This is a genomic window from Pectobacterium atrosepticum (assembly GCF_000740965.1).
GTDB lineage: Bacteria > Pseudomonadota > Gammaproteobacteria > Enterobacterales > Enterobacteriaceae > Pectobacterium > Pectobacterium atrosepticum.
Map to the genome: position 1 here is coordinate 743,159 of NZ_CP009125.1, position 22,228 is coordinate 765,386.

Annotated in this window: 13 protein-coding genes; all 13 read left to right on the plus strand. The window is 55.3% G+C overall.

Annotated features, from left to right (window positions below):
* The first annotated feature begins 1 nt into the window (after window position 1).
* The 13 genes from GZ59_RS03355 (at window position 2) to GZ59_RS03415 (ending at window position 22,112) form a co-directional block, all read left to right on the plus strand.
* A complete protein-coding gene (locus GZ59_RS03355) occupies window positions 2-553 on the plus strand; it encodes an A24 family peptidase (protein ID WP_039290057.1) in 552 nt (183 codons plus the stop codon).
* 48 nt (window positions 554-601) lie between these two features.
* Window positions 602-1,555 (plus strand): Flp pilus assembly protein CpaB, encoded by a 954-nt coding sequence (gene cpaB, locus GZ59_RS03360; protein ID WP_039290060.1) that lies wholly within the window; start codon window positions 602-604, stop codon window positions 1,553-1,555.
* An 80-nt stretch (window positions 1,556-1,635) separates the two neighbouring features.
* Window positions 1,636-3,072 carry a type II and III secretion system protein family protein gene (locus tag GZ59_RS03365; protein WP_011092396.1) on the plus strand — a complete coding sequence of 479 codons (1,437 nt, stop codon included), beginning with the start codon at window positions 1,636-1,638 and terminating at the stop codon, window positions 3,070-3,072.
* A gap of 21 nt (window positions 3,073-3,093) precedes the next feature.
* Entirely contained in the window at window positions 3,094-3,780 is a 687-nt protein-coding gene (locus GZ59_RS03370; protein ID WP_011092397.1) for a CpaD family pilus assembly protein, read from the plus strand.
* Between the two features lie 14 nt (window positions 3,781-3,794).
* The gene (locus tag GZ59_RS03375; RefSeq protein ID WP_011092398.1) at window positions 3,795-4,994 is read left to right on the plus strand and encodes a CpaE/TadZ family protein; all 1,200 of its coding nucleotides are present in this window, start codon (window positions 3,795-3,797) and stop codon (window positions 4,992-4,994) included.
* A 39-nt stretch (window positions 4,995-5,033) separates the two neighbouring features.
* Window positions 5,034-6,437: a TadA family conjugal transfer-associated ATPase gene (locus tag GZ59_RS03380; protein WP_011092399.1), complete on the plus strand. Its 1,404-nt coding sequence runs from the start codon at window positions 5,034-5,036 to the stop codon at window positions 6,435-6,437.
* A gap of 18 nt (window positions 6,438-6,455) precedes the next feature.
* Complete coding sequence (locus tag GZ59_RS03385) at window positions 6,456-7,436, plus strand: type II secretion system F family protein (protein WP_011092400.1); 981 nt, start codon at window positions 6,456-6,458, stop codon at window positions 7,434-7,436.
* A gap of 14 nt (window positions 7,437-7,450) precedes the next feature.
* Window positions 7,451-8,410, plus strand: a complete 960-nt coding sequence (locus tag GZ59_RS03390; RefSeq protein WP_039290065.1) for a type II secretion system F family protein — start codon at window positions 7,451-7,453, stop codon at window positions 8,408-8,410.
* A gap of 100 nt (window positions 8,411-8,510) precedes the next feature.
* Window positions 8,511-9,362 carry a tetratricopeptide repeat protein gene (locus GZ59_RS03395; protein WP_011092402.1) on the plus strand — a complete coding sequence of 284 codons (852 nt, stop codon included), beginning with the start codon at window positions 8,511-8,513 and terminating at the stop codon, window positions 9,360-9,362.
* Window positions 9,362-9,922, plus strand: a complete 561-nt coding sequence (locus GZ59_RS03400; protein ID WP_039290066.1) for a hypothetical protein — start codon at window positions 9,362-9,364, stop codon at window positions 9,920-9,922. Before GZ59_RS03395 ends, GZ59_RS03400 begins: the two co-directional genes overlap by 1 nt.
* Complete coding sequence (locus GZ59_RS03405) at window positions 9,915-10,547, plus strand: TadE/TadG family type IV pilus assembly protein (RefSeq protein WP_039290067.1); 633 nt, start codon at window positions 9,915-9,917, stop codon at window positions 10,545-10,547. The genes GZ59_RS03400 and GZ59_RS03405 overlap by 8 nt, the downstream gene beginning before the upstream one ends.
* A gap of 179 nt (window positions 10,548-10,726) precedes the next feature.
* Window positions 10,727-12,358: a Tad domain-containing protein gene (locus GZ59_RS03410; RefSeq protein WP_039290068.1), complete on the plus strand. Its 1,632-nt coding sequence runs from the start codon at window positions 10,727-10,729 to the stop codon at window positions 12,356-12,358.
* 58 nt (window positions 12,359-12,416) lie between these two features.
* A complete protein-coding gene (locus GZ59_RS03415) occupies window positions 12,417-22,112 on the plus strand; it encodes a beta-propeller fold lactonase family protein (protein WP_039290069.1) in 9,696 nt (3,231 codons plus the stop codon).
* The last annotated feature ends 116 nt before the right edge of the window (window positions 22,113-22,228 follow it).

Here is a 22,228-nt window from a genome sequence, read left to right on the forward strand (position 1 = left end):
GATGGCGGATTACACGCACTGGCCGCAGACGGCGCTGCTGATGGGCTGTCTGCTGTGGTGTATCAGTACCGATCTGTTAGTACGCAAAATCACGAATCAGGCGGTATTGATTTTATTGCTGGGCTGGCTGTTTTTCAGTGCTTCACACGTCCTGCAATCCGGTGCGTTAGATAGGTTGGCACTACAGAAAACGTTATGGGCGTTACCAGGCGCGGCGGCAGTACTGGTTGTGGGTTTTTTGCTTTTCCTCACCGGCAGATTAGGCGCTGGTGATGTCAAGCTGATGAGTGTGCTGTGCCTGTGGGTGGGTCAAGGACATCAGATCGTTTTCGTCATGGTGACAGCGCTGGCTGGTGGTGTTTTAGCACTTAGTCTGCCGCTGCTTAATACCGTACCCACAGCGGTGGCGATGGGCATTCAAACCACCAACCGGATATTCAAGAGTCGGTTGCCTATGCCACCCGCGTTGCCCGCCGATCTTTCTCAAGGCATACCTTACGGCGTAGCCATCGCGTTTGGCGCGATGTATGTCCTGATTTTTCCCTTGTTTTAATTCTGTCGCAGCTTTTTAAGACACACACGCTAGGGTAGGCAAGTTGAAATGAAAGTGAACTCTACATACGTACTGTCAGGCGCACTCGTGCTGGCAGGCATTGTTGCGCTGATGGTGCGTAGCCATCTCTCTTCTGAACCCCCAGCGCCACCTCCGATGGTGGTTAAAGCACCGGAAAAAGTCGCAGTTCTGGTGGCCGCGAAAGCGCTTCATCCCGGTGATTTCATTGACTCCGCATCACTGCGCTGGGACGAAACAGATAAACCCGTTTCCCGCACGTTCAATTTTATTCGTGGTAAAGACAGCCAGTCTTTGCTGCTGGGCGCAACGCTGCGTGAAACGGTAGCGGAAGGTACACCGTTGACCAGCAACGTATTGGTTAAGCCGAATGAACCGGGCTTTGTTGCTGCCGTATTGCATAAAGGCATGCGTGCTATTTCTGTGCCTACCAGTGCCGTTGCCAGCAATGCCGGATTAGTGACGGCGGGCGACCGTGTCGACATCATCCTGAGTATGAAAAGAGACGATCAGCCAGAACTGCCGGTAAGCCGCACCCAGCCAGTTATGATGCCGCTTTTGGCTTCACAGACCATTGTGCGCGATTTGCGTGTGTTGGCGCTTAACGATCGCACAGATGCCCCTATATACCCGCGTACGGATGTCAGTGCAGAAGACGGTGGTGAGCTGAATACTACAGCCAAAAGTCGTGAATCCGCGATGGGAACTCGCTCGCGTACCGCTACCTATCAAACCGTCACGCTGGAAGTGACGCCGCAGCAAGCCGAAATGTTGGCTGTTGCAAAAGAGTTAGGTGTTTTACATCTGTCTCTGCGTAGCGCAGCTACGGATGAAACAGGGGATTTGGTTACCGCACCTTCTCAAGTAACCACTGTGACACAGGCTACGGATATCTATGGTGTTTTATCCGCAGGATCCGGCGGTCATAAAGTCAAAACGTATCGCGGTGAGCAAAAAGACGTGGTGACGTTCCCCTCCCGATAGAACAAATACGCAATCTGACAGCCTGCGGGGTGCCGCGAGTTGCTCATAGAACAATGAAGCCCATTACGGAAATTAAGTAAATGACGATGTTTTCGCTGTTTTTGAAATCGGACTTTCAGGGTACGTGCAAACGATTGCTGGCCGCTGGCCTGTTTAATGCGGTATTGCCTGTCACGCTGACGACGATGATGTTGCCTGCGACCACGATGGCTGCCGGGGTATCTGAAGTGGCTGAGACCAACGTGGTGCACTTGACCGTGCATCAGGGGCGGTTATTACAGCTCGACGCGCTGCCAGACAGCGTGCTGGTGGCCGATCCGAATATTGCCAGTTTTGAATTACCTTCTCCGGGTAACCTGTTTGTTTACGCCAAAAGCGTCGGCACCACCACGCTCTATGCGATGGACGAAAATGGCAACGTTATCAACGCCATTCGTCTGGTGTCTGAACATGATTTGAAAGCGTTGGGTGAACGCATGAAGCGTGAATTCCCCGGTGCGGATATCCAACTGGAAGCCTCGATTCCTAGCGGTGTGATTGTGCGCGGCAGCGTCGATACACCGCAGGACGCCAAGCGTGTCATCGACAGCATACAGGCTTATATCAGTGCGTCCGCAGGCGGGCAGGGCGGCGGTGGAGGCGGTGGCGAAAAACTGCCTGGCTCCAGCGAATCCTCCGGCAAAGTGATCAACCAGCTCAAAATCAAAACGCCTTCGCAGATCAATATTCAGGTGCGCGTGGTGGAAGTGTCCCGCAAGTTGACCAGTGAACTGGGATTCAACTGGGCGGCATCATTGAGCACTGGCAGCGGCAACATGAGCGCAGGCAGCGGTTCGCGCCTGAATCTGTTCAACGCCACAACCGGTCGATTTGCTAACCCAACGGATTCGGGCTTCCTGAACTTCGGTCGTTCCAGACTGAGCGGATTGTTAACCGCCATGAACCAGCAGGGCATGGCAACTGTTTTGGCTGAACCCAACCTGACGGCGATGTCAGGGGAAACCGCTGCCTTTGCCGCGGGTGGTGAAGTGCCCATCGTTTTGATCACCAACAACAGCGTCAGCATCGATTACAAATCCTACGGTGTGATTCTGCGTATGACGCCGACGCTGCTGTCTGCCAACCGCATCAGCCTGCACATTGCGCCGGAAGTCAGCGAACTCACGGACGTAGGTTCCGTACAGTTGGAAGGCGGATCGCGTATTCCAGCCTTAACGGTACGTCGTGCAGATACCACGGTGGAGCTGGCTAGCGGACAGAGTTTTGCGCTAGCGGGGATGCTGCGCAGCGCGGGTAGCCAGACAATCAACGGCGTGCCGGGGCTGAGTAGCGTCCCGATGTTTGGCCGCCTGTTTGAAAGCGAATCCACCAGTCAGGAAGAAACGGAACTGGTAATTATCGCGACCGCTTATGTGGTCGAGCCGGTCAATGCAGGCGATCTTCAGACGCCGGGACAAGGCGTAAAAATGCTGGACTCGTCTATGCCACGTTCTGCATCTATCGGCTATCTCTACTGAGTTCGTGAGGGGAAATAAAATATGAAAACGATCAACAGCAACCACCCTCCGTTTCGCCCGCTGCACGTGCGTGCGGCAGTGCTAACCGCCGTTTTTCTGCTGGCAGGATGCGGATGGAACAAGCCGATTAACGATGTGCGGATGCAGCGCTTTGATCAGCCTGCTCTGCAACCGATCGCGGTTCAGCCTTCATCAGTGTCCGTGCCGTTGCTGGTTGCACCGAACGGGCGGGGCTTTCTGCCGGAATCCTTGAAACAGCTCAATATCATGTTGAAAGATCAAGGGCGGTTATCCGCGCAGACGCTAACGCTTATCCCGCACAGCGCGAGCGGCGAGCAGATGGCCGGGCGACTGGCGACGGTGCTGAAAAATGCCGGTGCCAATGCGCAGAATGTGAAACAGATGCGCCGTTCTACTGCGAGCGGACAAACTGGCGATCTGGAAGTGATCTCCGAGGCGCTGGTCGTCAAAACCACCCGCTGCACGATCAACGATCCCAATCAACTGATGGTGAAGCCCTATGAGGCGATAGGCACTCTCGGCTGCGCTACGCAAAACAATCTGGCGATGATAGTCGCTGAACCACGCGATCTGATTCAGGCGAAAGCGCTGGACGGTGCGGATGGCGTGGCGGCAGTCAATAGCATCGAACGCTATCACAAAGGTGAAGTGAAAGAGCTTATCGACATTAACTTTGAAGAAGATTAAGGGCGTGACATTCCATGAGTGAAATTACCCCTAACGATGGTGAAGAACTGGCGCTGCCGCTGGTGGCGTTCGCCAATGACGTACGCGATGTAGCTGATATCAGCGATCTCTTTACTCGCCTGAAACAGCCGGATGTACCGGTGATGTCCGGTGGTATCGCCGCTGCTCGTCAATGGTGTGAACTGAATGTTCCGCCGCGCATTTTACTGGTGGATCTGGAAGGCGCGCACTGGCCGCTTCCCGCGCTGGAAGAACTACTGAGCGTCTGCGGCCCTACCAGTCAGGTTATTGCGACAGGCAAAGAGCAAGATGTTGGTTTATACCGCGCGCTGCTTCAGGCGGGCGTGGTGGACTATCTGGTCAAACCGCTCACGCTGGATCTGCTGGCGACAACGTTGGCGAAGTGTGAAGGCCAACAGGCTGGGCCGGAATATGCACGTATGGGCAGAACGATTGCGGTCGTCAGCGCTAGCGGCGGAAGTGGTGCCAGCACTGTGGCGATGGGGCTGAGTCGCCTGCTGTCTGGTGAACGTCATTTACCCGTGGCACTGGTGGATTTTGACCGTCGTAACGGTGACCAACTGCTGCTGCAAGGGCAAACCGATGATGCGGGTCTGGCGGCGGTATTAGGGACTCAGGAACTGGATACCCGACTGTTGCAGCGCGCCATGCTGCGCGTGGATACCCGCTTGCACCTGCTAGCGCAGAAGCCAGAACTGGGTGAATTGAGCCCGGTTGAGGTGGATAACGTGCTGAATCTCGGCGGTGCACTGTGCCGCATGTTCAATCAGGTGATTTGGGATCTGCCCAGCAGCTATCCGACCGGGGCGCTGGACGTACTGACCTATGCGGATCTGCGCATCATCGTGACGGAATTGACGCTTCAGGATGCGCGTAATGTGCGGCGTGTACTGAATGAAATCGGCGACGAAAGCGAAGGGCAGCGTCTGCTGCTGGTGCATAACCAGAGCCGTTTTGCTACGACCGCGCCGTTAAGCCGCGATCAGTTTGAACAATTTACCGGCCGGAAGATTGATGTCGTGCTGCCGAATGCAGGCCACGCGCTGGCGCAGAGCCTCACGCTCGGCGCATTGAATCTGGCTGCGGCTCCTGCTTTCCAGCAGGGATTACGCCAATTGGTCGATCTGGCCTGTGGCGTACGCGCCAGACCGGCGGAAAAACGCTGGTTCTCGCGTTGGTTAAAACGCGCCTGATGATGTTCAGCGTTCACCGTTTTTCAAAGGGTTACGGACATGTTGATTCGCAAGAATAACCTGCAAAAAAGTGAAGCAGGAAAAAGCACGCCTCAGCCTGCGCCTGCTGCCAACGTGGCAGAACTGAAAACGCGCCCGGCTGCGGAGAACCGCACACAGCCTGCGGCGAACACGTCTTCTGGATCTGCAACAGCTGCCCGCCAGACGGACAACCGGAACAGTCAGCGTCGGATTATCCGCGCGCAGCTCTACGATCAGATCGATGCCGGTAAAGCGGCGATGATGGGGCGTGACAAACTGCTGGTACAGATCGAAACGGTGATCCGCCGCATCTGTGATGAGCAACGTTTGCAGCTTTCTCGGCAGGAAGAGGAAGCCATCGCTGCCGAAATGCTGGATGAGATGACCGGAATTGGGCCGATCCAGCCGCTGCTGTCGGATGACTCGGTCAACGACATTCTGGTTAACGGTGCCGGTCAGGTGTTTGTCGAGCGTTTTGGCAAACTGGAGCTGTCGCCGATTACCTTTATCGACGAAGAACATGTGTTTAACACCGCGCAACGTATTGCCGCCGCGGTGGGACGCCGTATCGACGAAGCCAGCCCGATGGTGGATGCGCGTCTGCCAGACGGTAGCCGCGTCAACGTCATTACTTATCCGCTGGCGATCGACGGCACTACGATCTCGATCCGTAAATTTATGCGCCGCAACCTGTCGCTGGAAATGCTGGCTGAGCGCCGCTGCATGTCCTATGCGATGGCGGATGTTCTGAATAAAGCGATGCAGGCGCGCGTTAACGTGATCGTTTCCGGTGGAACGGGTGCGGGTAAAACCACCTTGCTGAATGCGCTGTCGCAGAAGATCGGTACCACCGATCGCATTATCACCATTGAAGATGCCGCCGAGCTGCAATTGCAGCAGGAGCACGTGGTGAGATTGGAAACCCGTCCTGTCAGCGCCGAAGGTACTGGACGCGTCGATCAGCGCGATCTGATGCGTAATGCCCTGCGTATGCGCCCCGACCGCATCATTTTGGGTGAGGTGCGCGGTGGCGAAAGCTTCGACATGTTGCAGGCGATGAACACTGGGCACGATGGTTCGCTGTGTACCGTCCACGCCAATACCTCGCGTGACGCGATACAGCGTCTGGAAAACATGGTGATGATGGCGAACATGCAACTGCCGCTGATGGCGATCCGTCGCCAGATCGCCAGCGCGGTTCATTTGATCGTGCAGATCGAACGTATGCGTGACGGCATGCGTCGCGTGGTGTCCATCACCGAAGTGTGCGGCATGGAGAACGAAGTAATCCAGCTTCAGGACCTGTTCAGCTTCAACATTCAAGGGATGGATGGGCAGGGTCTGTTGACAGGTGAATATGTTCAGCACATTCAACGCCCGCAGTTCTACAGCGATAAAGCGCATCTGTTTGATGCGCAATGATGAACTGAGGAGACGCCGATGAGTGATTTACGCCTGAATCTGATCACGTTGCTGGTATTTGGCAGCGTGCTGATGCTGCTTTTGGCGGTCAACGCCTGGAGAAAATCACGCCAGCAGCGCATGCAGCGTGAACAACGCTGGCAGCAGATTTTGAACGAGGTCAGCCCGTCGGCTGCCGCCGTCGCGTCTGATTCGATCCTGCGTGACGAGATCAAAACGCCGTTGATGGGCGTCCCTGTGATTGGGCGCTGGATGGCTATCCTCTGGGCGCAAATGACGTTCATCGGCTGGAAAAAGAACCTGCTTCAGCGTTCTCTTTCGCTGGGAGCGGTCAGCCTGATACTCGGCATGGTCCTGGGGCAGCGTACCCTGCTGCCGCTCACGATGGGGCTGATATTTACGCTGTTGCTGTTTGTCAGCATCGGCATGATGTTGTTTCGTTCGACGTTGCAAAAACATTTGAAAGCGCTGCGCGAAAGCCTGCCCGAAGCCATTGATGCGATTACCCGCAGCTGTCGTGCGGGTGTGCCTGTGGCGAATACTTTCTCGATTGTCGCCGAGCACCTCGCTGGGCCGCTGGCGAATGAATTCAAGACGATTGACCACTGGCTGAAACTTGGTATTCCACTGCGTCAGGTCATTCAGGCCTCGGCGACGCGGGTGCCGATGGCTGAGTACCGCTTTTTCGTGGTGATTTTGATCATCAATCAGGAGGCCGGTGGGCGACTGGGGGAAACACTGGAGCGTCTGTCTGCGACGCTGCGTGACCGTCGGGAACTGCAATTGAAAGTGCAATCCAAGACGTCTGAAGCGCGTGCGTCGGCCAAGATTGTCGCCATGCTGTTCCCAGGCTGCCTGGCCTATTTGTATATGAAATCACCCGACGATTTCAGCTTCCTGTTCTCCGATCCGGTTGGAACGACGGTACTGATTTACGCCTTGTGCAGTGTCTCGGTCGGCATGTTGATCACGCACGTTATGGTTAAACGGATAGGGTAAAGGGAGAGCCACTCATGACTGTTTTTGACGATCCCTTACTGCTGTTGGCGCTAGTGCTGATGGTGGCTGGAATCTATCTGGCCCGTACACAACATAAAATCCAGCAATACAAACAGCTGGAAATTCGCATGCGTGGGCATTTACCCAGCGCCTCTATAGAGGCGGCCTCTCAGGATAACATCCTGAGAGGCCAGGGAACGTCATTATCCCCCCTGTTGGAAAAACTGTTGCAGCCTCTCGCCACGCAGGGCGAACGCCTGTCGGGATCGGATCGCGATCGCCGTAATCTACGCCGCCTGCTGGATCTCGCAGGGCTTCGCCGTAACGAAGCGGTGGGCTGGCTGGTGATGGGGAAATTTGCTGCTGGGGCGTTGCTCGCTATCGCTCTGGTGTGGGGATGGTTGCCACCTGCTGACCGTGCAGGTTTGACGGGCGTAGCGGCAGGTCTCATTGGCTTCTTTGTCGGCTCTATGGTGCCGGAGTGGTGGCTGAAATGGCGTGCAGCAAGTCGGGGGGAAAAGCTGGCACGCGCAGTGCCGGATGCACTGGATCTGATGGTGGTCTGCGCTGAGGCTGGGCTGCCTATCGGACGCGTATTGCAGGTGGTATCGAAGGAGTTAGGGCTATCTTCGCCGGAAATGGCGGATGAACTGCACTACACCGCTGCCGAATTACAGATCCTGTCGGATCGTACGCTGGCGATGAAGCATTTGGCAGAGCGTACACGGGTCAGTGAGATCGAAAGCATGGTGGCGACACTGATTCAGGCGGAGCGCTACGGTACACCGCTGTCTCAGGCGCTGCGTACGATTGCAGATGAAAGCCGAAAGACGCTGATTTTGGGGCTGGAAGAGAAGGCCGGGAAATTGCCTGCACAACTGAGCGTGCCGCTGATGGCGCTGATCCTGCCGCCGATTATCGCGATTATGGCATCACCCGCGCTGGTGCGAGTGATCCGCCTGCTGGCGCAATAGCTTTTTACTTTCAACATATTGATTTTAAGTTTTTTTAAACACATTGATTCCCGGTGTTAGCCGGAAATTACCAAGGTTACAACCGATGGAGTTATCGAAGATGGTCGATCTGGTAGCAAAACTCAAGCGCGGCGCGCCCATGCTGGCCCTGCTGATTGTCAGTACCGTGCTGGCGGGATGCAGCAGCTCGACGGCGATTAAAGGCAGCAAGGATGAAGGCCTGCGTTTGGCACGTCTGCTGCGCGATCAAGGGCGTGTTGAAGCCGCGACGGAAGTGTACGCGCGCCTCGACAGTCGTGATGCGCTGAAAGGGGCTGAAATGCTGGAATACGCCAGCGTTGCGGCTCTGGCACGTTCGCCACAGCAGACGTTGGAGCTATACGGACGAGCACGTCAGGCACTGGGCGGTGATACCAACAAAATGACACCGGGAGAAGCGCTGGCGGTGTGTCTGGGTATGGGGCGTACACAGTTGGCTCTAGGACGTAATGCGATGGCGCAAACCGACTTTGCCTGTGCGCTGAAAGCACAGCCGAATGACGCTGGCGCACTCAATGGCATGGGCGTGGTGATGGATGCATCAGGCAAACACGCAGAAGCGCGTCAACTGTTTGAAAAAGCATTGCAGGTGAACCCAGCCGATGTTGCAGCACTTAACAATCTAGCGCTGTCATGGTTGGCGAGTGGCAATACGGACAAAGCGATTTCTCTGCTGCGTTCGGTGGATGAGAGCAACGCAACCAGCAGGCTGAATCTGGCGCTGGCCTACCTTTCTGGTGGCAGAGACGATGAAGCGCGTTCGGCGCTGGCGACCATTGCACAGCCGCAGCGTATTGATGGCTTAATGGACGAGCTGAATCAGCGTTTACAGCAGATGCAGAAGGATAAATCCCGTGGTGAAGCGCTGCTGTTGTCCAGCCGTCAACGTCTGCAATTGAGTGCACCTGAGTAATGGTGTGGCTCCGTAATCGCGACCCGTGGCGTAAGAAAGGCATAATGCAAGGAATCGTGCCACACCATGAACGCAATTGGCGCAGCACGCGCGGCGTGATTGCCACGGAAGTGGCATTTCTGGTGCCGGTGGTGTTGGTCGGGGTGATGATGCTGTTTGAACTGGCTCGTATCGGGCTGGTGATTGCCGTTGGCAGCGCCGCGCTGGATAAAGCCGTGCAGACGTTTCGTCTTGATAACCTCGTTACGGACAGTGCGGAACAGATGGGAACGCGGCTAAAGGCGCGCATGGTTGAAGCGGGATACGGCTACCTCAAGGAAGATGATTTAACGGTTAGCGTGTTGCACTTCGACAATTTGACTCAGCTTGGCGGGCTGACGAACGGCAATAGCAGTCAGGACAACCCCAATGGCGAAGAAACGACGACGCTACCGGTGTGGTCCGTGACGGTGCAGATCAAAAAAGCGTTCATTACGCCGCTGCCTGAAGTGTTAACGCTGGGGGACACTTTCCGCTATCAATACAAGCATGTGTTTGGGACGGAACTGCGCAATGACTGATCGCTTATTGAAAACCAGTCATGTATTGAAAAACAATCGCTTCCTGAGCGGGCTCCGTCGCTTCTGGTTTTCTCGCCGCGCTTCTATTGCGGTAGAAACGGCGCTGGCGTTTCCGATTGTGCTAGCGATAGGGTCGCTGTGTGCGGATCTCTACACCGTAGGGTTGGAACGTACGCGCATGGAACAGCGAGCGGGTGCCATTGCGTCAATATTAGCGATGCAGCAGAAGCTGGATGAAAAAGGGCTAAAAGGGCTGCTCGATACGATATTGCCAACGGAAGGTGCAGGAAACTATCAGTTGTTAATCAGCAACGTGCGCCAGACTGGTGAACTGTACTGGCAGTTGAGCAGAGGCACAGCAGAAGCGCTGTGTGTGGACAGTGAAACACTGCCAGGTGAAGAGTATCTCCCTGAACTGCCAGAAAGAGATCGTGAGGAAGGCAGTAAGACGACCTCCATGATAGTGGTCGAGATTTGCCGTCAGGGTAAAGACGTGAGCCTGCTGGGCGGCATGTCGCTGGGCGGTCTGCTGCACGCGTCGTCAGTCAGTCGGGTTGCTATCAACGTGGTTGAACTGGACGAGGTACTCAGAAAAGAGGCTCGGCTAGAGGAAGAAGATCAGTAATAACCGGCGTATATACAGATACAGAAGCGGCACATAGACCGCAAACGGCAGCGAGTGTCTCGTTACCGAAATAACGAAACAATTAAGACAAATAGGCATATGAGCAATGTCGTTTTTATTTTCCCGTTTTATGGGCGGGTTGAGTACGTGCTGAATCTAGGTATACAGGATAGGAATTGATGAAAAAAACCTTACAGAACAGAAGCGTAAAAAAAGACGATACCGGAATAACGCTGTTCTTACGTGAGCGCCTGTCTGCCTTTGTTCATCAGGAAAAGGGTGCAGGCACGGCATTCTATGCGCTGGGTGCGATGGCGTTATTGGTGACGGCGGCTTTTATCGTCGATACCTCGACGGCAACCGGCGATGCGACGCAGATCAAACGTGCGACGGATGCCGCCGCGCTCGCAGTCGGGCATCAGGCGACCATTAATGGCGAAGAATACAGTCAGGAAGACACGAATAAGCTGGCGTATGAATACGTCAAAAACAATCTGGGGATGAATAAGGCCCTGAGTGAAAAACTGGTGGCGAGTGATGTGTCCGTTACTGAAGGGCGCAACAGTGCCACACGTAAAACCTATACCGTTACTGCCGCCTTTGAAACCAAGCCTAGCCTGCTGAGCCTGGGCGCAAAGAAGCAGGAAGTGTATTCGACCTCGGAAGTCATCAACCGTCCGACCGAAATTGCTCTTGTCATGCCAGTGACAGGCGATATGAGTGAGGGGGATATCCGCTCGCTGAAAAGCGTCAGCCGCTCGTTTGTCGAACGCATGCTGAGCAGCGCGGACGGTAAACGTGACAACCTGTGGCTATCGCTGGTGCCGTACAGCCAGTCCGTGAACGTGTACGACGCAGAAGATGCGAATCGCATTCGCCGCTGGTCTACGCCGAGTGCACTGAACCCGCCGGAGCTGCGTTCGCTCTTTGCCAGTGGCGTTGTCAGTAGCCTCGCCGACCGTCGTTTCCCCGATCGCCGCGCTAACCTGCTGTGCATGTATCGTGGGCTGGGTCGAGAGGAAAACTTCTTCTGGGATGAGCCGCCTGCCGGCCAATTCAGCATTTACTACCGTCACGACTTGCCGCAAAACGGCAGCCCCGGCGCACCGCCGATCTCTTGGCGCGGCCCGAATCCCGACCTCTATCCGTGGGATAACAACTCCAATGCCGTGGATACCCGCTTTATTGTGGCAGACCGTGGGTGCCCTAACGCGGCACTGATGCCGCTGACCAACGAAGAAAGCAGGCTGAATCAGCGTATAGAGCAATTTTCTGCCCGTTTTAACGTGAACTACGCCATCGGCATGTCGTGGGCGGGCGCTGCGCTGTCGCCAAATATGCGCGGTTCAGACGGCTGGGGCGATGCCAAGCTGCCGCTGGATTTCAATCTGGACGGCAACGGTGATGGGCAAAAGGTGATCGTGATGATGGCCAACACGATTGGTAACTGGTTCGACACCGATGGCTACAACTTCAAGCGTAATCAGTTTTCTGGCAGCACCGGATCAGATGTCGCACGCGAGTTCGCACAGCAGCGCTTCCGCGATCTGTGCTCCAGCTTCCGTGCGCGGAACATCAAATTTTATTTTGTCGGCATTCGCCCCGGCGACCCTGAAGACTTTGGCCGCAACCTGTTTGACACGGAGGCAACGCCGGGCCTGCTGGTCTGCACTGAAGGCGAAAAACGCATGAGCTTTATCGATGGTTCAGGCTTCGGCGCAGAAGGCGTTGAGGATCAATTGATTCAACGGTTGGATCGTATTGCCGGCCAGATCGAAACCGAGGGCGGTTATGTTCGGCTGGTTGAATAACTGCTGAATGTAGCCAGGAATGACGCGATTTGCCCCTTTTATTACAGGACATGACACGATGACTTTTTCCCGCTCAAAATCTGGTTCAGCCTTAACGCGCACGCCGCGTCAGGCGTGGGTATTGGAACCGCGCATGATGTTTGATGCCGCTGCTGTGGTCACTGCGGTGGATGTGGCTGCGCACGTTGCCGTTGCGGCAACGGATTCCGCGCCCGGCGTCGATGCCACGCCGGTTAAGGCAACGGTCACCATCACCGATTCCAGCGACAGCTTTGCACCGATTGATCTGTTCAGCGGCGTTAGCGTGTCAGCGGATAACGGCGGGCAGGAACTGAAAGATCTCGTGATTACCGTCAACCGCACGGGCGCAAATCAGGCAATCGTCATCGACGGTACTGACATTACGCTGGAAGCCGCTAATGGCGCAAAAACAACAGCGGGTGATGGACAATACAGCTATACCGTTGCGGTGAGTGGCGCGACGACAACCATCACGGTGAGTATTGAGTCATCTGCTGATGCATTTGAGCCTACTGACGTTGCGAAACTGATCGACGGTATCGCCTATAAACCACTCGATAAAACCGTGGCTGGCGGCGATGTGACGGTAACGCTGAAAAGCCTGAGTGACGACAGCGACACTGCTGACCTGAATATCCACGCGACTATCACTGTTGACAGCAAGATCAATGTGGCGCCCGTGGTGTCTGCATCGGATGCGCCAGAACTGGCCGAATTAATCATCGTACCCGGTATGGAATCGCCACAGGACGTGCGTTACTCCAATAATGGCGAGCGTGCCTATGCCATAGGAATCGATGGCACACTGGGTGTCTTTACCGTTGGCGAGCATGGCAAACTGACGTTGAGCCAAACGCTGAGTGATATCAGCGCGCTCAAGGATGTGAAAGACATCGCGCTGAGTGCGGACAATCGTTCACTTTATGCCATCACGGGCGATAGCAATATTGTCGCACTTAGCCTTGACGACAATGGGCAGATAATTCGGCTCAGCGGCAGCGATGAGCTGCCGGTATATACCCAGACGATTGCTGTGCAAAACGGCAATATTACCGGACTTGCTGTCTCCAGCGATGGCACTCAGGTTTATGTCACTACGCAATGGAACGGCATGATCGTCTTTACTCGCGATGCGACGACGGGCAGCCTGACATTCTTCCAGCGCGTGAATGAGAGCGGAATCGATCGCAGCGGCATTGTGGCGAGCAGCGGTAACTATGTTGTCACGATGGGGATGGGGGCAAAGCACACGCTGTCGGTTTTCCAGCGGAGTGAAACCGGAACATTAACCTCTGTCGCGACGCTGGAAACGTCTGGGGAAGGTTATGGCGCAGTAGATTACCAACTGACGATCTCGAAGGATCAGCAGTTCATCTACGTCGCCGATCCTGACAGCGGTGAAATCAGCGTCTATCAACTGCGCGATGGTACTGAAGGGAAGACGCTGACCCGCACGGATACGAAAACGCTGGAAGGTGTCAACGCACTCTATCTTAACGCCGACGGTAGCCAGCTCTATGCCTTGAGCAGCGAAGGTGCATTACAGATTTACAGCGTCAACGCCTCTACGGGTGCGCTAAGCGAAAGCGGCCAGATTAAGGATATTGGCGATACGCGCGGCATGGTGCTGTCGCCAGATGGGCAATCACTGCTGGTTGCTGGCGAGGCGATTCAGCGCTTTAGCGCGTTACGCACTTATCTCTATGGCAGCGACTTACCGTTTGCCGATCATATTGCGCTTTCGGATAGCAATCTGGATGTGTTAAACGGCGGCGCAGGTAACTATAACGGTGCCACACTGACTATCGGTCGTGAAACGCCTTCCGCAGACGATCAATTCGGCCTGAGTGCAGGTAACAGCCTGACGCTGCAAGACGGAAAAATTCTGCAAGCAGGTGCAGAAATTGGCACCTTTGCACAGAGTCAGGGCACGCTCAGCGTAACCTTTACCGCTGATGTGACGAAAGAAACCGCCAATGCTGTCCTGAAACAGATTACCTACCACAATGTCGGCAGCCAGAGCACCACCGACGCGGTAGTGCTGACGGTGACAGCGAACGATGGAGAGCTGAACAGCACGGTGACCACTGTCGCGTTGCTGTTGACCGCCAATAGTGCGCCAACGCTGGTTAGCCAGGGCGGAAGCAACCTGACGCTGGATACGCGTGGCGCATCCGTCACACTATTCAAAGATACGGCGATCAACACCGGGGAAGCCGGACAGGCACTGACCAAACTGTCGATAGGTATTGATGGCCTAAACAACCCGCATCAGGAATACCTGACGGTGGATGGCACTGTCATCGACCTGAGCAAAGACAGTTCGGGCACCACGGTGAGCGGTTACCAGTATAGCTACACCTATAACGCCCTGAGTGATGAATCTTCACTGGTGCTGAGTCATGCTCAGGGCATCAGCAGCATGGCGATGATGAAGCTGGTCGATGGCCTGAGCTACTCGGCTGGCAAAGAGAGCACCAGCGCCAGCGGCTTGCGTACCATTACGCTAACCGAGTTGCAGGATAACGGCGGCACCGCCAATGGCGGGAGCGATACCGCGACGCTGCTGGTATCCGGCAGCGTCAATCTGGCCTTCAACGAACTGCCAACGATCGAGGCGACCTATTCCCCCGATGCTGCGCTGTTTTACAACGATGGGAAGCTCAGTGACTACAACGAGCGCGTCTCGGCGATCGGCGTTTCTCAGGATGGTAAAACCCTGCTGGTCACCGGCAGTGAAGGGAACAATAACGGCGGCAAGACCTACCTGCGCGTTTACGCTCGTGATGCGGAAACCGGCAAGCTGACGCTGCTACAAAGTTTCACGCAGGGCGAACAGGACGATCCGTCCACCCCTGTGATTGAAGTTAACGGACTGAATACCCTCACCACGCTGGCACAGTCGAAAGACGGCTCCAGCGTGTATGTGGCGGGCGGTAGCGGTAGCGCCTACTCGCTGGTGCAGTTTAGCCGCGATGCGACGACGGGACAGCTGAGCTATGTCGGCATCGTCGCCACACAGGACGTGAATGGCGTTAGCGGCCTGGATGCGGCGGTTTCCGAGATCGTGGTGTCCGACGACGGCACCTCGCTATATACCATTAATGGTGTGACGCCAGTTGATGGTTCTACCGGTAAAAATGCTGTTACCTTCTTCTCGCGCGATACCACTTCCGGTGCGCTGGCGTTTGTCGGCTCGCTGGTTGGTAGCGATACCATTCCACTGAAAAGCCCAAGCGGCATTGTGCTGTCCAGCGATGGTAAATCGGCCTATATCTCTAATCTGGGGAACAACAGCATTACCGTACTGTCGCGTGATGCGGATACGGGCAGCCTGAGCTATGTCACCACGATTAATAAAAGTACGATCGCAGCTGATACGAATAGCGCAGACATTCCGAAGGACGATCGTTACCTCACCGCGCTGCAAGATATCGTTATTTCACCCGATAACCGTTTTGTTTATGTGTCGTCAAATACGCAGGGTACCGTCTCAATTTTCAGCCGTGATGGGGACACAGGGGCGCTGACCTACGCGGGGACAATGGATTTATACAACAGTGAAAGCCATGTTCCTGCTGAGCTACGTGCGACATCACTGCGCGAAATTATTCTCTCTCAGGATGGTTCAGCGCTGTATGTTGCGGCGTTCGGCGGTAAGTCACTGCTGGTCTTCGCCCGCGACGCAGATTCTGGTGCCTTAACGTACCGTAATAGTGTTGAGCTCTCGGTTGCCACCGTCAACCACCTCGCTGTTAGTGCAGATGGTAAAAATATCTATGCGGGCGTCAGTACGTTTTTTGCGGGGCTAAACGTGTTCACCGCAGCGGCAAATGCACCTTATAGCCAGACGGCGGATGTACCGTTTGCCACGGGCGTTACGCTGTCAGACCAGGAGTTGGACGCCGCTGATGACTACAAAGGCGCATCGATCGTCATTAGTCGCAATGGTGAAGCATCGGCAAATGACCACTTCGCTTTCCAGAATGGAAGCGATCTGACGCTGTCCGGCAGCGAGATTCAGTATCAGGGCGCGACCATTGCTACCTTCAATGTGAGTGATGGTGCGGTGTCTATTGTGTTTACCGAAAGTGCTACGAAAGCGGTCGCCAATCAGGTTCTGCATCAGATTACCTATCGTAATGATGGTGATACGGCTGGCGCATCGATTCCACTGAAGATCACCTTGAGCGATGGTGCTAAGGATACCAGCCTGCTGTTGACGCTGGTGGAGAACAAAGCGCCGATCGTGGATAACGTGGGGTACGTCCCGCCGTCTGGTACAGCAGGACAGTCATATAGTGCCGTATTGCCAGAAAATCTGTTCCGAGCTCCTGAAAATGGCGCACTGACGTGGCGGGTCAACGGTCTTCCTGATGGATTAACCTTCGATTCCACAACCCGCACGATTTCCGGTACGCCAGCGCTTAATGGCGCAGGAGCCTTTACTCTTACCGTGATAGTGACCGATGAATCAGGTGCAGAGGCGGAGCAGACGCTTACGCTAACCATGACATCCGTTCTCGCACAAATGCCAGTGATTGGCGGTGAGTCGAGCGCCCTTCAGAATGATTACGGCCTTGATGGTTATGACTCCAATAGTTATGTCGATGTGCTGAGCGGAGTAAAAGACAGCGCGCTGGCTGCGGATGGGAAAACCCTCTATGTCGTGAGTTCACCTGAGGGGGGATCTGCGGTACTGAGCATTTTTGTACGCAATGAGGAAGGCAAATTTACCCTGTCGAAAACCTTCTTTAACTACCGCTCTGTTTATAACGATGAGACAGGGCAAAACGATAACGTTGTGGACAATGCCGGATTGGCCGGCGCGTCAGACGTCATTCTGTCCGCTGATGGGCAGTACCTGTATGTGGTGGGTAGCGAAGGCAATGCGGTAACGATCTTCCGCGTTGGTAGCGACGGTGAGCTGACGCAGGCTGGCGTCCTTGATTCGGCTGAACTGGATGGTCGTTCGCTGGATGTGCGTTCTCACATTGTTTCTCAGGGCGATTACCTCTACCTGACGGCCGCGCAGTCTGACAGCGATACAGATGCGCGTAGCGTGCTGGTGTTTAAGCGCGGGGTGGACGGCAGCCTGACGTCAGTTTCCCAGACCGATAATTTGATCGGGGCGAGCCGTCTTGTTCTTGATCCAACCGGACGTTATCTGTTCGTGTCGGGTTCAGGCGGTACGGTTGGTGTCACCGCATTCAGTATTGATGCACAAGGCGCGTTGTCTCAGGTCGGCCAGATTAGTGGAACGAGCGAGTATGACATCAATGGGCTCGCCCTCTCGCCTGATGGCAAAACGCTATATGCGATTAATGCTGATGGAATTCAGTACACACTCAATACGATAACGGTAGGTGCCGATGGGGCACTGACGCTTACGGATACAACGCCAATTACCGATGATGGGGGCGATACCGGTGAAGCGCTGGCAACCAGTCTGGTGGTTTCTGCTGATGGCACGTCGCTGTTCGTAATTGGCAAGAATATTTCTGTTTTCTCTCGTGCTGAAGATGGCAGCCTGACGTTGAAGCACACGATTAGCGGCAGTTGGGATAGCCCGCTCAATATTTCCTTCTCTGATCTGCAAAACGTGGAATTGAGTGCAGACGGCAAGCAGCTGTACCTGATTGGCGGCGATAAGATCCATGTGCTGAATGTCGGTACTGCCAGTGCTACCTACACCGAAGATACTGACGCAACGGTGCTACTGCCATCAGGTCGTTTGTCCGATCCGCAGTTAGATGCGTTAAATAACGGTGCGGGTAATTATAGCGGTGCGAGCATCACGGTAGGCCGACAAGAAGGCGGGCTACCGGAAGATATCTTTGGCTTTAAGGCCTATAACGGCTTGGCACTGGACGGTAATAATATCGTCAAAGATGGCACCACTATTGCCACCTTTACGCAGGCTGATGGTGTGTTGACGGTGACCTTTACGGCTGTGGTGACAAAGGCCGATGCGCAGAATGTGCTACGGCAGATCACCTACCACAATACCAGTCCGGATCCAGAACACGCGGGATCGTCACCGGCCTTCACCTTCAGCATCAATGATGGCGACAATAACGTCGCTACGATGGACGTGACGGTTAATCTTGTTGGCGTAAACGATCCGGCTGTACTGAATACGACGGTGCTGAATCCACAAATCCCAGGCAACGGCGAGTTCGTTAAGCTGTTTAAAGATACGCATATCGACACCGTCGAGAGTGGGCAAACTATCTGGCAGGTGGTGCTGACGTTTGATGTCTCAGGGCCAAATGAGACGATCAGCGTCGATGGCAGCACGATCGTGCTCGAAAAATCCAACGGTACACCGCGCACAGCCAGTGGATTGCAATATTCCGTTGAAGTGAAAGACGGTAAAGCCACGGTTCTCCTGTATGTCGGGAAAGACGGTAGCGGTACTGCCGAGATTATTGACAGCATCGGCTACAACTATCTGGGCAGCGAGTCCAGCGGGGAACGCCACGTTACCCTAATGGTCAAGGAAAATAACTATAGCGGCAGCGCCCCGGAAACCACTCTGGAACAAACCATTACGCTGACGCTGGTACCTGCGGCGGAAGCCAATACCGCGCCGGTTATCACGGTTCCGGCTACAACTCCCGCGTATACCGAACGCGCCGAACCTGTCGTGCTGGCACCTGACGCAACGGTGTCTGATGCACAGATGGACAAGCTCAACGACGGTAAAGGCAACTACGACGGCGCGACGCTGAAGATTACGCTGGGCGAGGGTAAAACGGCGCTGGATAAGCTGAGTCTGGGTGCTGGTAACAGCCTGACATTATCGGGTGATACGCTTCAGAAAGATGGTGTGGCGATTGGTCAGGTCAGCAATAAAGACGGCGTGTTGACGATTCACTTCAATAGCAATGCAGGCACGATCCCCACCACGGAAGACGTGCAGAACACGCTGCGTCAGATTACCTACGCCAGCGACAGCCATACGCCCGCCGCACAGGTCGCGGTGACGGTAACATTATCCGATCGCTATCTGGTGTCTCAGATCACTGCCTTGTCAGTGGCGATTACCGCTATCAATGACACGCCTGTGGTGGCGAACGATCCGGTGCTCTCTGCCGATGAATTGCGTTTGGTGAATGCGTATACCGCGATTACCGGGCTGGGCACGGTGACGGCTGCTGCCCGCACGGCAGATGGGTTGGCGGTGTATGTCAGCGATGATAAAGGGGCGATTGCCTTATTCCAGCGTGACGCGAATAGCGGTGAATTAACCTATGTGCGTACTTTTTCCGCCGTAGACGGTGTTCAGGGGATAAGTCAGCTACAGGTTTCTGCCGAGGGCAATAGCGTGTATGCGCTGCGTGCCGACGGCAACGCAATTGTTTGGTTTAGCCGTGATGCTGAGGGCAATCTGGAGCATAAAGAAACGCTTAATGAGGGAGAAACGAATCGTTTCGAAGGCAACCTCTGGGACGTAAAAAATATTACGTTGTCGGAAGATGGCAAGACGCTGTATGTCATCAACAACTACAACCTTCTCTGGTTTAGCCGCGATGCGGCAACAGGCAAACTCGATTATGTTGGATTGATCGAGGGGGGGATGTGGAGTGAGCCTTACCTATGGCAACCCAGTGAGCTGGTCAGCCGCGGCAATCTGCTATTTGTGACGACGAATACCAGCAGTGGTTCATCACTGATTGTGTATACGCGTGGTGACAACGGCGAGCCGACGCTATTGGGGTACACCCGCGACTTTATCGATGCCTCGGATAATACCGTGCAGCTCTCTGGACTGGAACAGATAACGGTCAGCGCCGATGGACGCAGTGTCTTTGTCGCCAGCGCAGGGCAGATCGATGCCTTTGCGCTGGATACGGCAACGGGAACCTTCACGCACCTTGCTCGTGTCGCAGCAGAAGGCTCGGTGAGTGATATTGCCCTCTCTGCGGATGCGCGAGTGCTGTATGTTACGAAAGACGATGGTTCGCTCACTCGCTATGTGTTGAACGATCAAGCGCTGATAGCGCTCGATACGCAGGTCAGTGGCGGTGCGGGTTTCACTCATCTGCTGCCGGTTGACGGTAGCCTGATTGCAGCTGGCAGCGGCGTAACGGCGCTGGGTGAATCATCTCGCCTGCCGGTTTACCGTATCGATGGTTCAGCGGTCATCGTCGCACCAGCCATCATACTCAATGATGCGGAACTGGATGCATCGAACGGTGGGGAAGGAAATTATCAGGGGGCGTCGATCACGCTACAGCGTGGTGAAGCGGCGTCTGCAAGCGATCGTTTCGACTTCTCCGCTGGCAAGGGTTTCACGTTGGCGAATGGCGTGATTAGCCAAGAAGGGCAAGCGGTTGCGACCTTCACGCAGGTGGACGGCAAACTGACTGTAACCTTCACCGCAGCCATTTCTCGTGCAGATGCGACGACGCTGGCCCGCCAGATTAGCTGGGCGACGAGCGCTCCACTGACCGGAAACGCGGTGTCGTTGACGCTGGTATTCAATGATGGCGAAGCCGATTCCACCGCGCAGACGCTCGGTGTTACGTTGCTACGAGAGAGCAACCTGCCGCCTGTTGGTCATGCTGAGCAGTTCACTCCGCCAGCCGCACAGGTTGGTACCCGCTGGTCTTACTCCTTGCCCGATAGCCTGTTCAGCGATGCGGAAAATGATGCACTGACGCTGTCGATCAACGGTCTACCGAACGGGCTGACGTTTGATGCCGCAACGCGCACGATCGGCGGCGATCCGACCGTATCGGGAACATTCAACCTGACGATTATTGCCACGGACAGCGTGGGCAACGTGACGGCGCTGAATGTGGCACTGACGGTCAATACCGCCTCGACGCCTGTCGATCCCGGCACACCAGTCGACCCCGGCATACCAACGGAGCCGGTCAATCCTGATAACACCACCACAGCGGCACCGGTCATCCTTGTGCAGCAGGGCGTAAGCCTGCCTGTTGATTCGAACGAAAGAGATCGCGAACAGCCGCTGAGCGCGATTGTCGCCGACCTGTCTCGTCCAGATGTTCAACCGCTGCCGACCAACATAACTGCTGAGCCTGTGCGTCAGCGCGATGCTGATACGGCGCGCCAGTCTGATGCCCCGTGGGTGCTCGATCCCGTGATGTCGCAGCTGATGCCGACGCTAGATCAGGTCAATTTCTCTTCTCGTGCTAGCACTGTCGTGCGCGATAGCACGGCAGTCTCTCCGGCGGATTCCAATCTGTTCCTGAGCGTGCGCGGTCAGACAACGGCGCTGGAGTCGGCGTTTAGCAGCGTGCAGGGCGCGTTACGGCCGGATGCCTCCGGCGCACTCGCCTTTAGCTTGCCGCAGCGCATGTTCAGCGTGCGTGAAGGCAATGCCACGCTGACGCTGCAACTGGCGAATGGGCGTCCACTGCCTGCGTGGATACAGTTTGATGCCCGCAGCGGCGTGGTACGCATTACCGATGCCAGTGCATTGCAGGTGAATCAGGTCCAACTGGCGCTGAAAGCTCAAGCCTCAGACGGCACCAGCCGGACGGTGCCAATCACGCTGCAAACCGGACAGGGCGATGGCGCAGCGATGCCTACTGACCATGGCGCGATGCAATCGCCTTCCCTCCCCATTGAAAACTGGGATGTTGAACGGTTAGCGCCAGCGGGGAAAACCGCTTTTACCGAACAGTTGCGTCAGCATCAGCCTGAACAGGATGAACTGCTGGCGGCGCTCAGTGAGTTGAGCAGCCTGCGTACATAGCACACGTAGGCTGAATATTAAGACGAGATTTTATTTACTTATACCCTAAATAATTCGAGTTGCGTGAAGGCGGCAACTGCACGAATCCCCAGGAGCTTACTCAGGTAAGTGACTGG

What these genes read in the sequence shown, in the direction of transcription:
- GZ59_RS03415 (WP_039290069.1), top strand. Translation starts at nt 12,417, where the DNA reads ATGACTTTTTCCCGCTCAAAATCTGGTTCAGCCTTAACGCGCACGCCG.
- GZ59_RS03400 (WP_039290066.1), top strand. Translation starts at nt 9,362, where the DNA reads ATGGTGTGGCTCCGTAATCGCGACCCGTGGCGTAAGAAAGGCATAATG.
- GZ59_RS03395 (WP_011092402.1), top strand. Translation starts at nt 8,511, where the DNA reads ATGGTCGATCTGGTAGCAAAACTCAAGCGCGGCGCGCCCATGCTGGCC.
- cpaB (WP_039290060.1), top strand. Translation starts at nt 602, where the DNA reads ATGAAAGTGAACTCTACATACGTACTGTCAGGCGCACTCGTGCTGGCA.
- GZ59_RS03380 (WP_011092399.1), top strand. Translation starts at nt 5,034, where the DNA reads ATGTTGATTCGCAAGAATAACCTGCAAAAAAGTGAAGCAGGAAAAAGC.
- GZ59_RS03410 (WP_039290068.1), top strand. Translation starts at nt 10,727, where the DNA reads ATGAAAAAAACCTTACAGAACAGAAGCGTAAAAAAAGACGATACCGGA.
- GZ59_RS03370 (WP_011092397.1), top strand. Translation starts at nt 3,094, where the DNA reads ATGAAAACGATCAACAGCAACCACCCTCCGTTTCGCCCGCTGCACGTG.
- GZ59_RS03405 (WP_039290067.1), top strand. Translation starts at nt 9,915, where the DNA reads ATGACTGATCGCTTATTGAAAACCAGTCATGTATTGAAAAACAATCGC.
- GZ59_RS03385 (WP_011092400.1), top strand. Translation starts at nt 6,456, where the DNA reads ATGAGTGATTTACGCCTGAATCTGATCACGTTGCTGGTATTTGGCAGC.
- GZ59_RS03375 (WP_011092398.1), top strand. Translation starts at nt 3,795, where the DNA reads ATGAGTGAAATTACCCCTAACGATGGTGAAGAACTGGCGCTGCCGCTG.
- GZ59_RS03365 (WP_011092396.1), top strand. Translation starts at nt 1,636, where the DNA reads ATGACGATGTTTTCGCTGTTTTTGAAATCGGACTTTCAGGGTACGTGC.
- GZ59_RS03355 (WP_039290057.1), top strand. Translation starts at nt 2, where the DNA reads ATGGCGGATTACACGCACTGGCCGCAGACGGCGCTGCTGATGGGCTGT.
- GZ59_RS03390 (WP_039290065.1), top strand. Translation starts at nt 7,451, where the DNA reads ATGACTGTTTTTGACGATCCCTTACTGCTGTTGGCGCTAGTGCTGATG.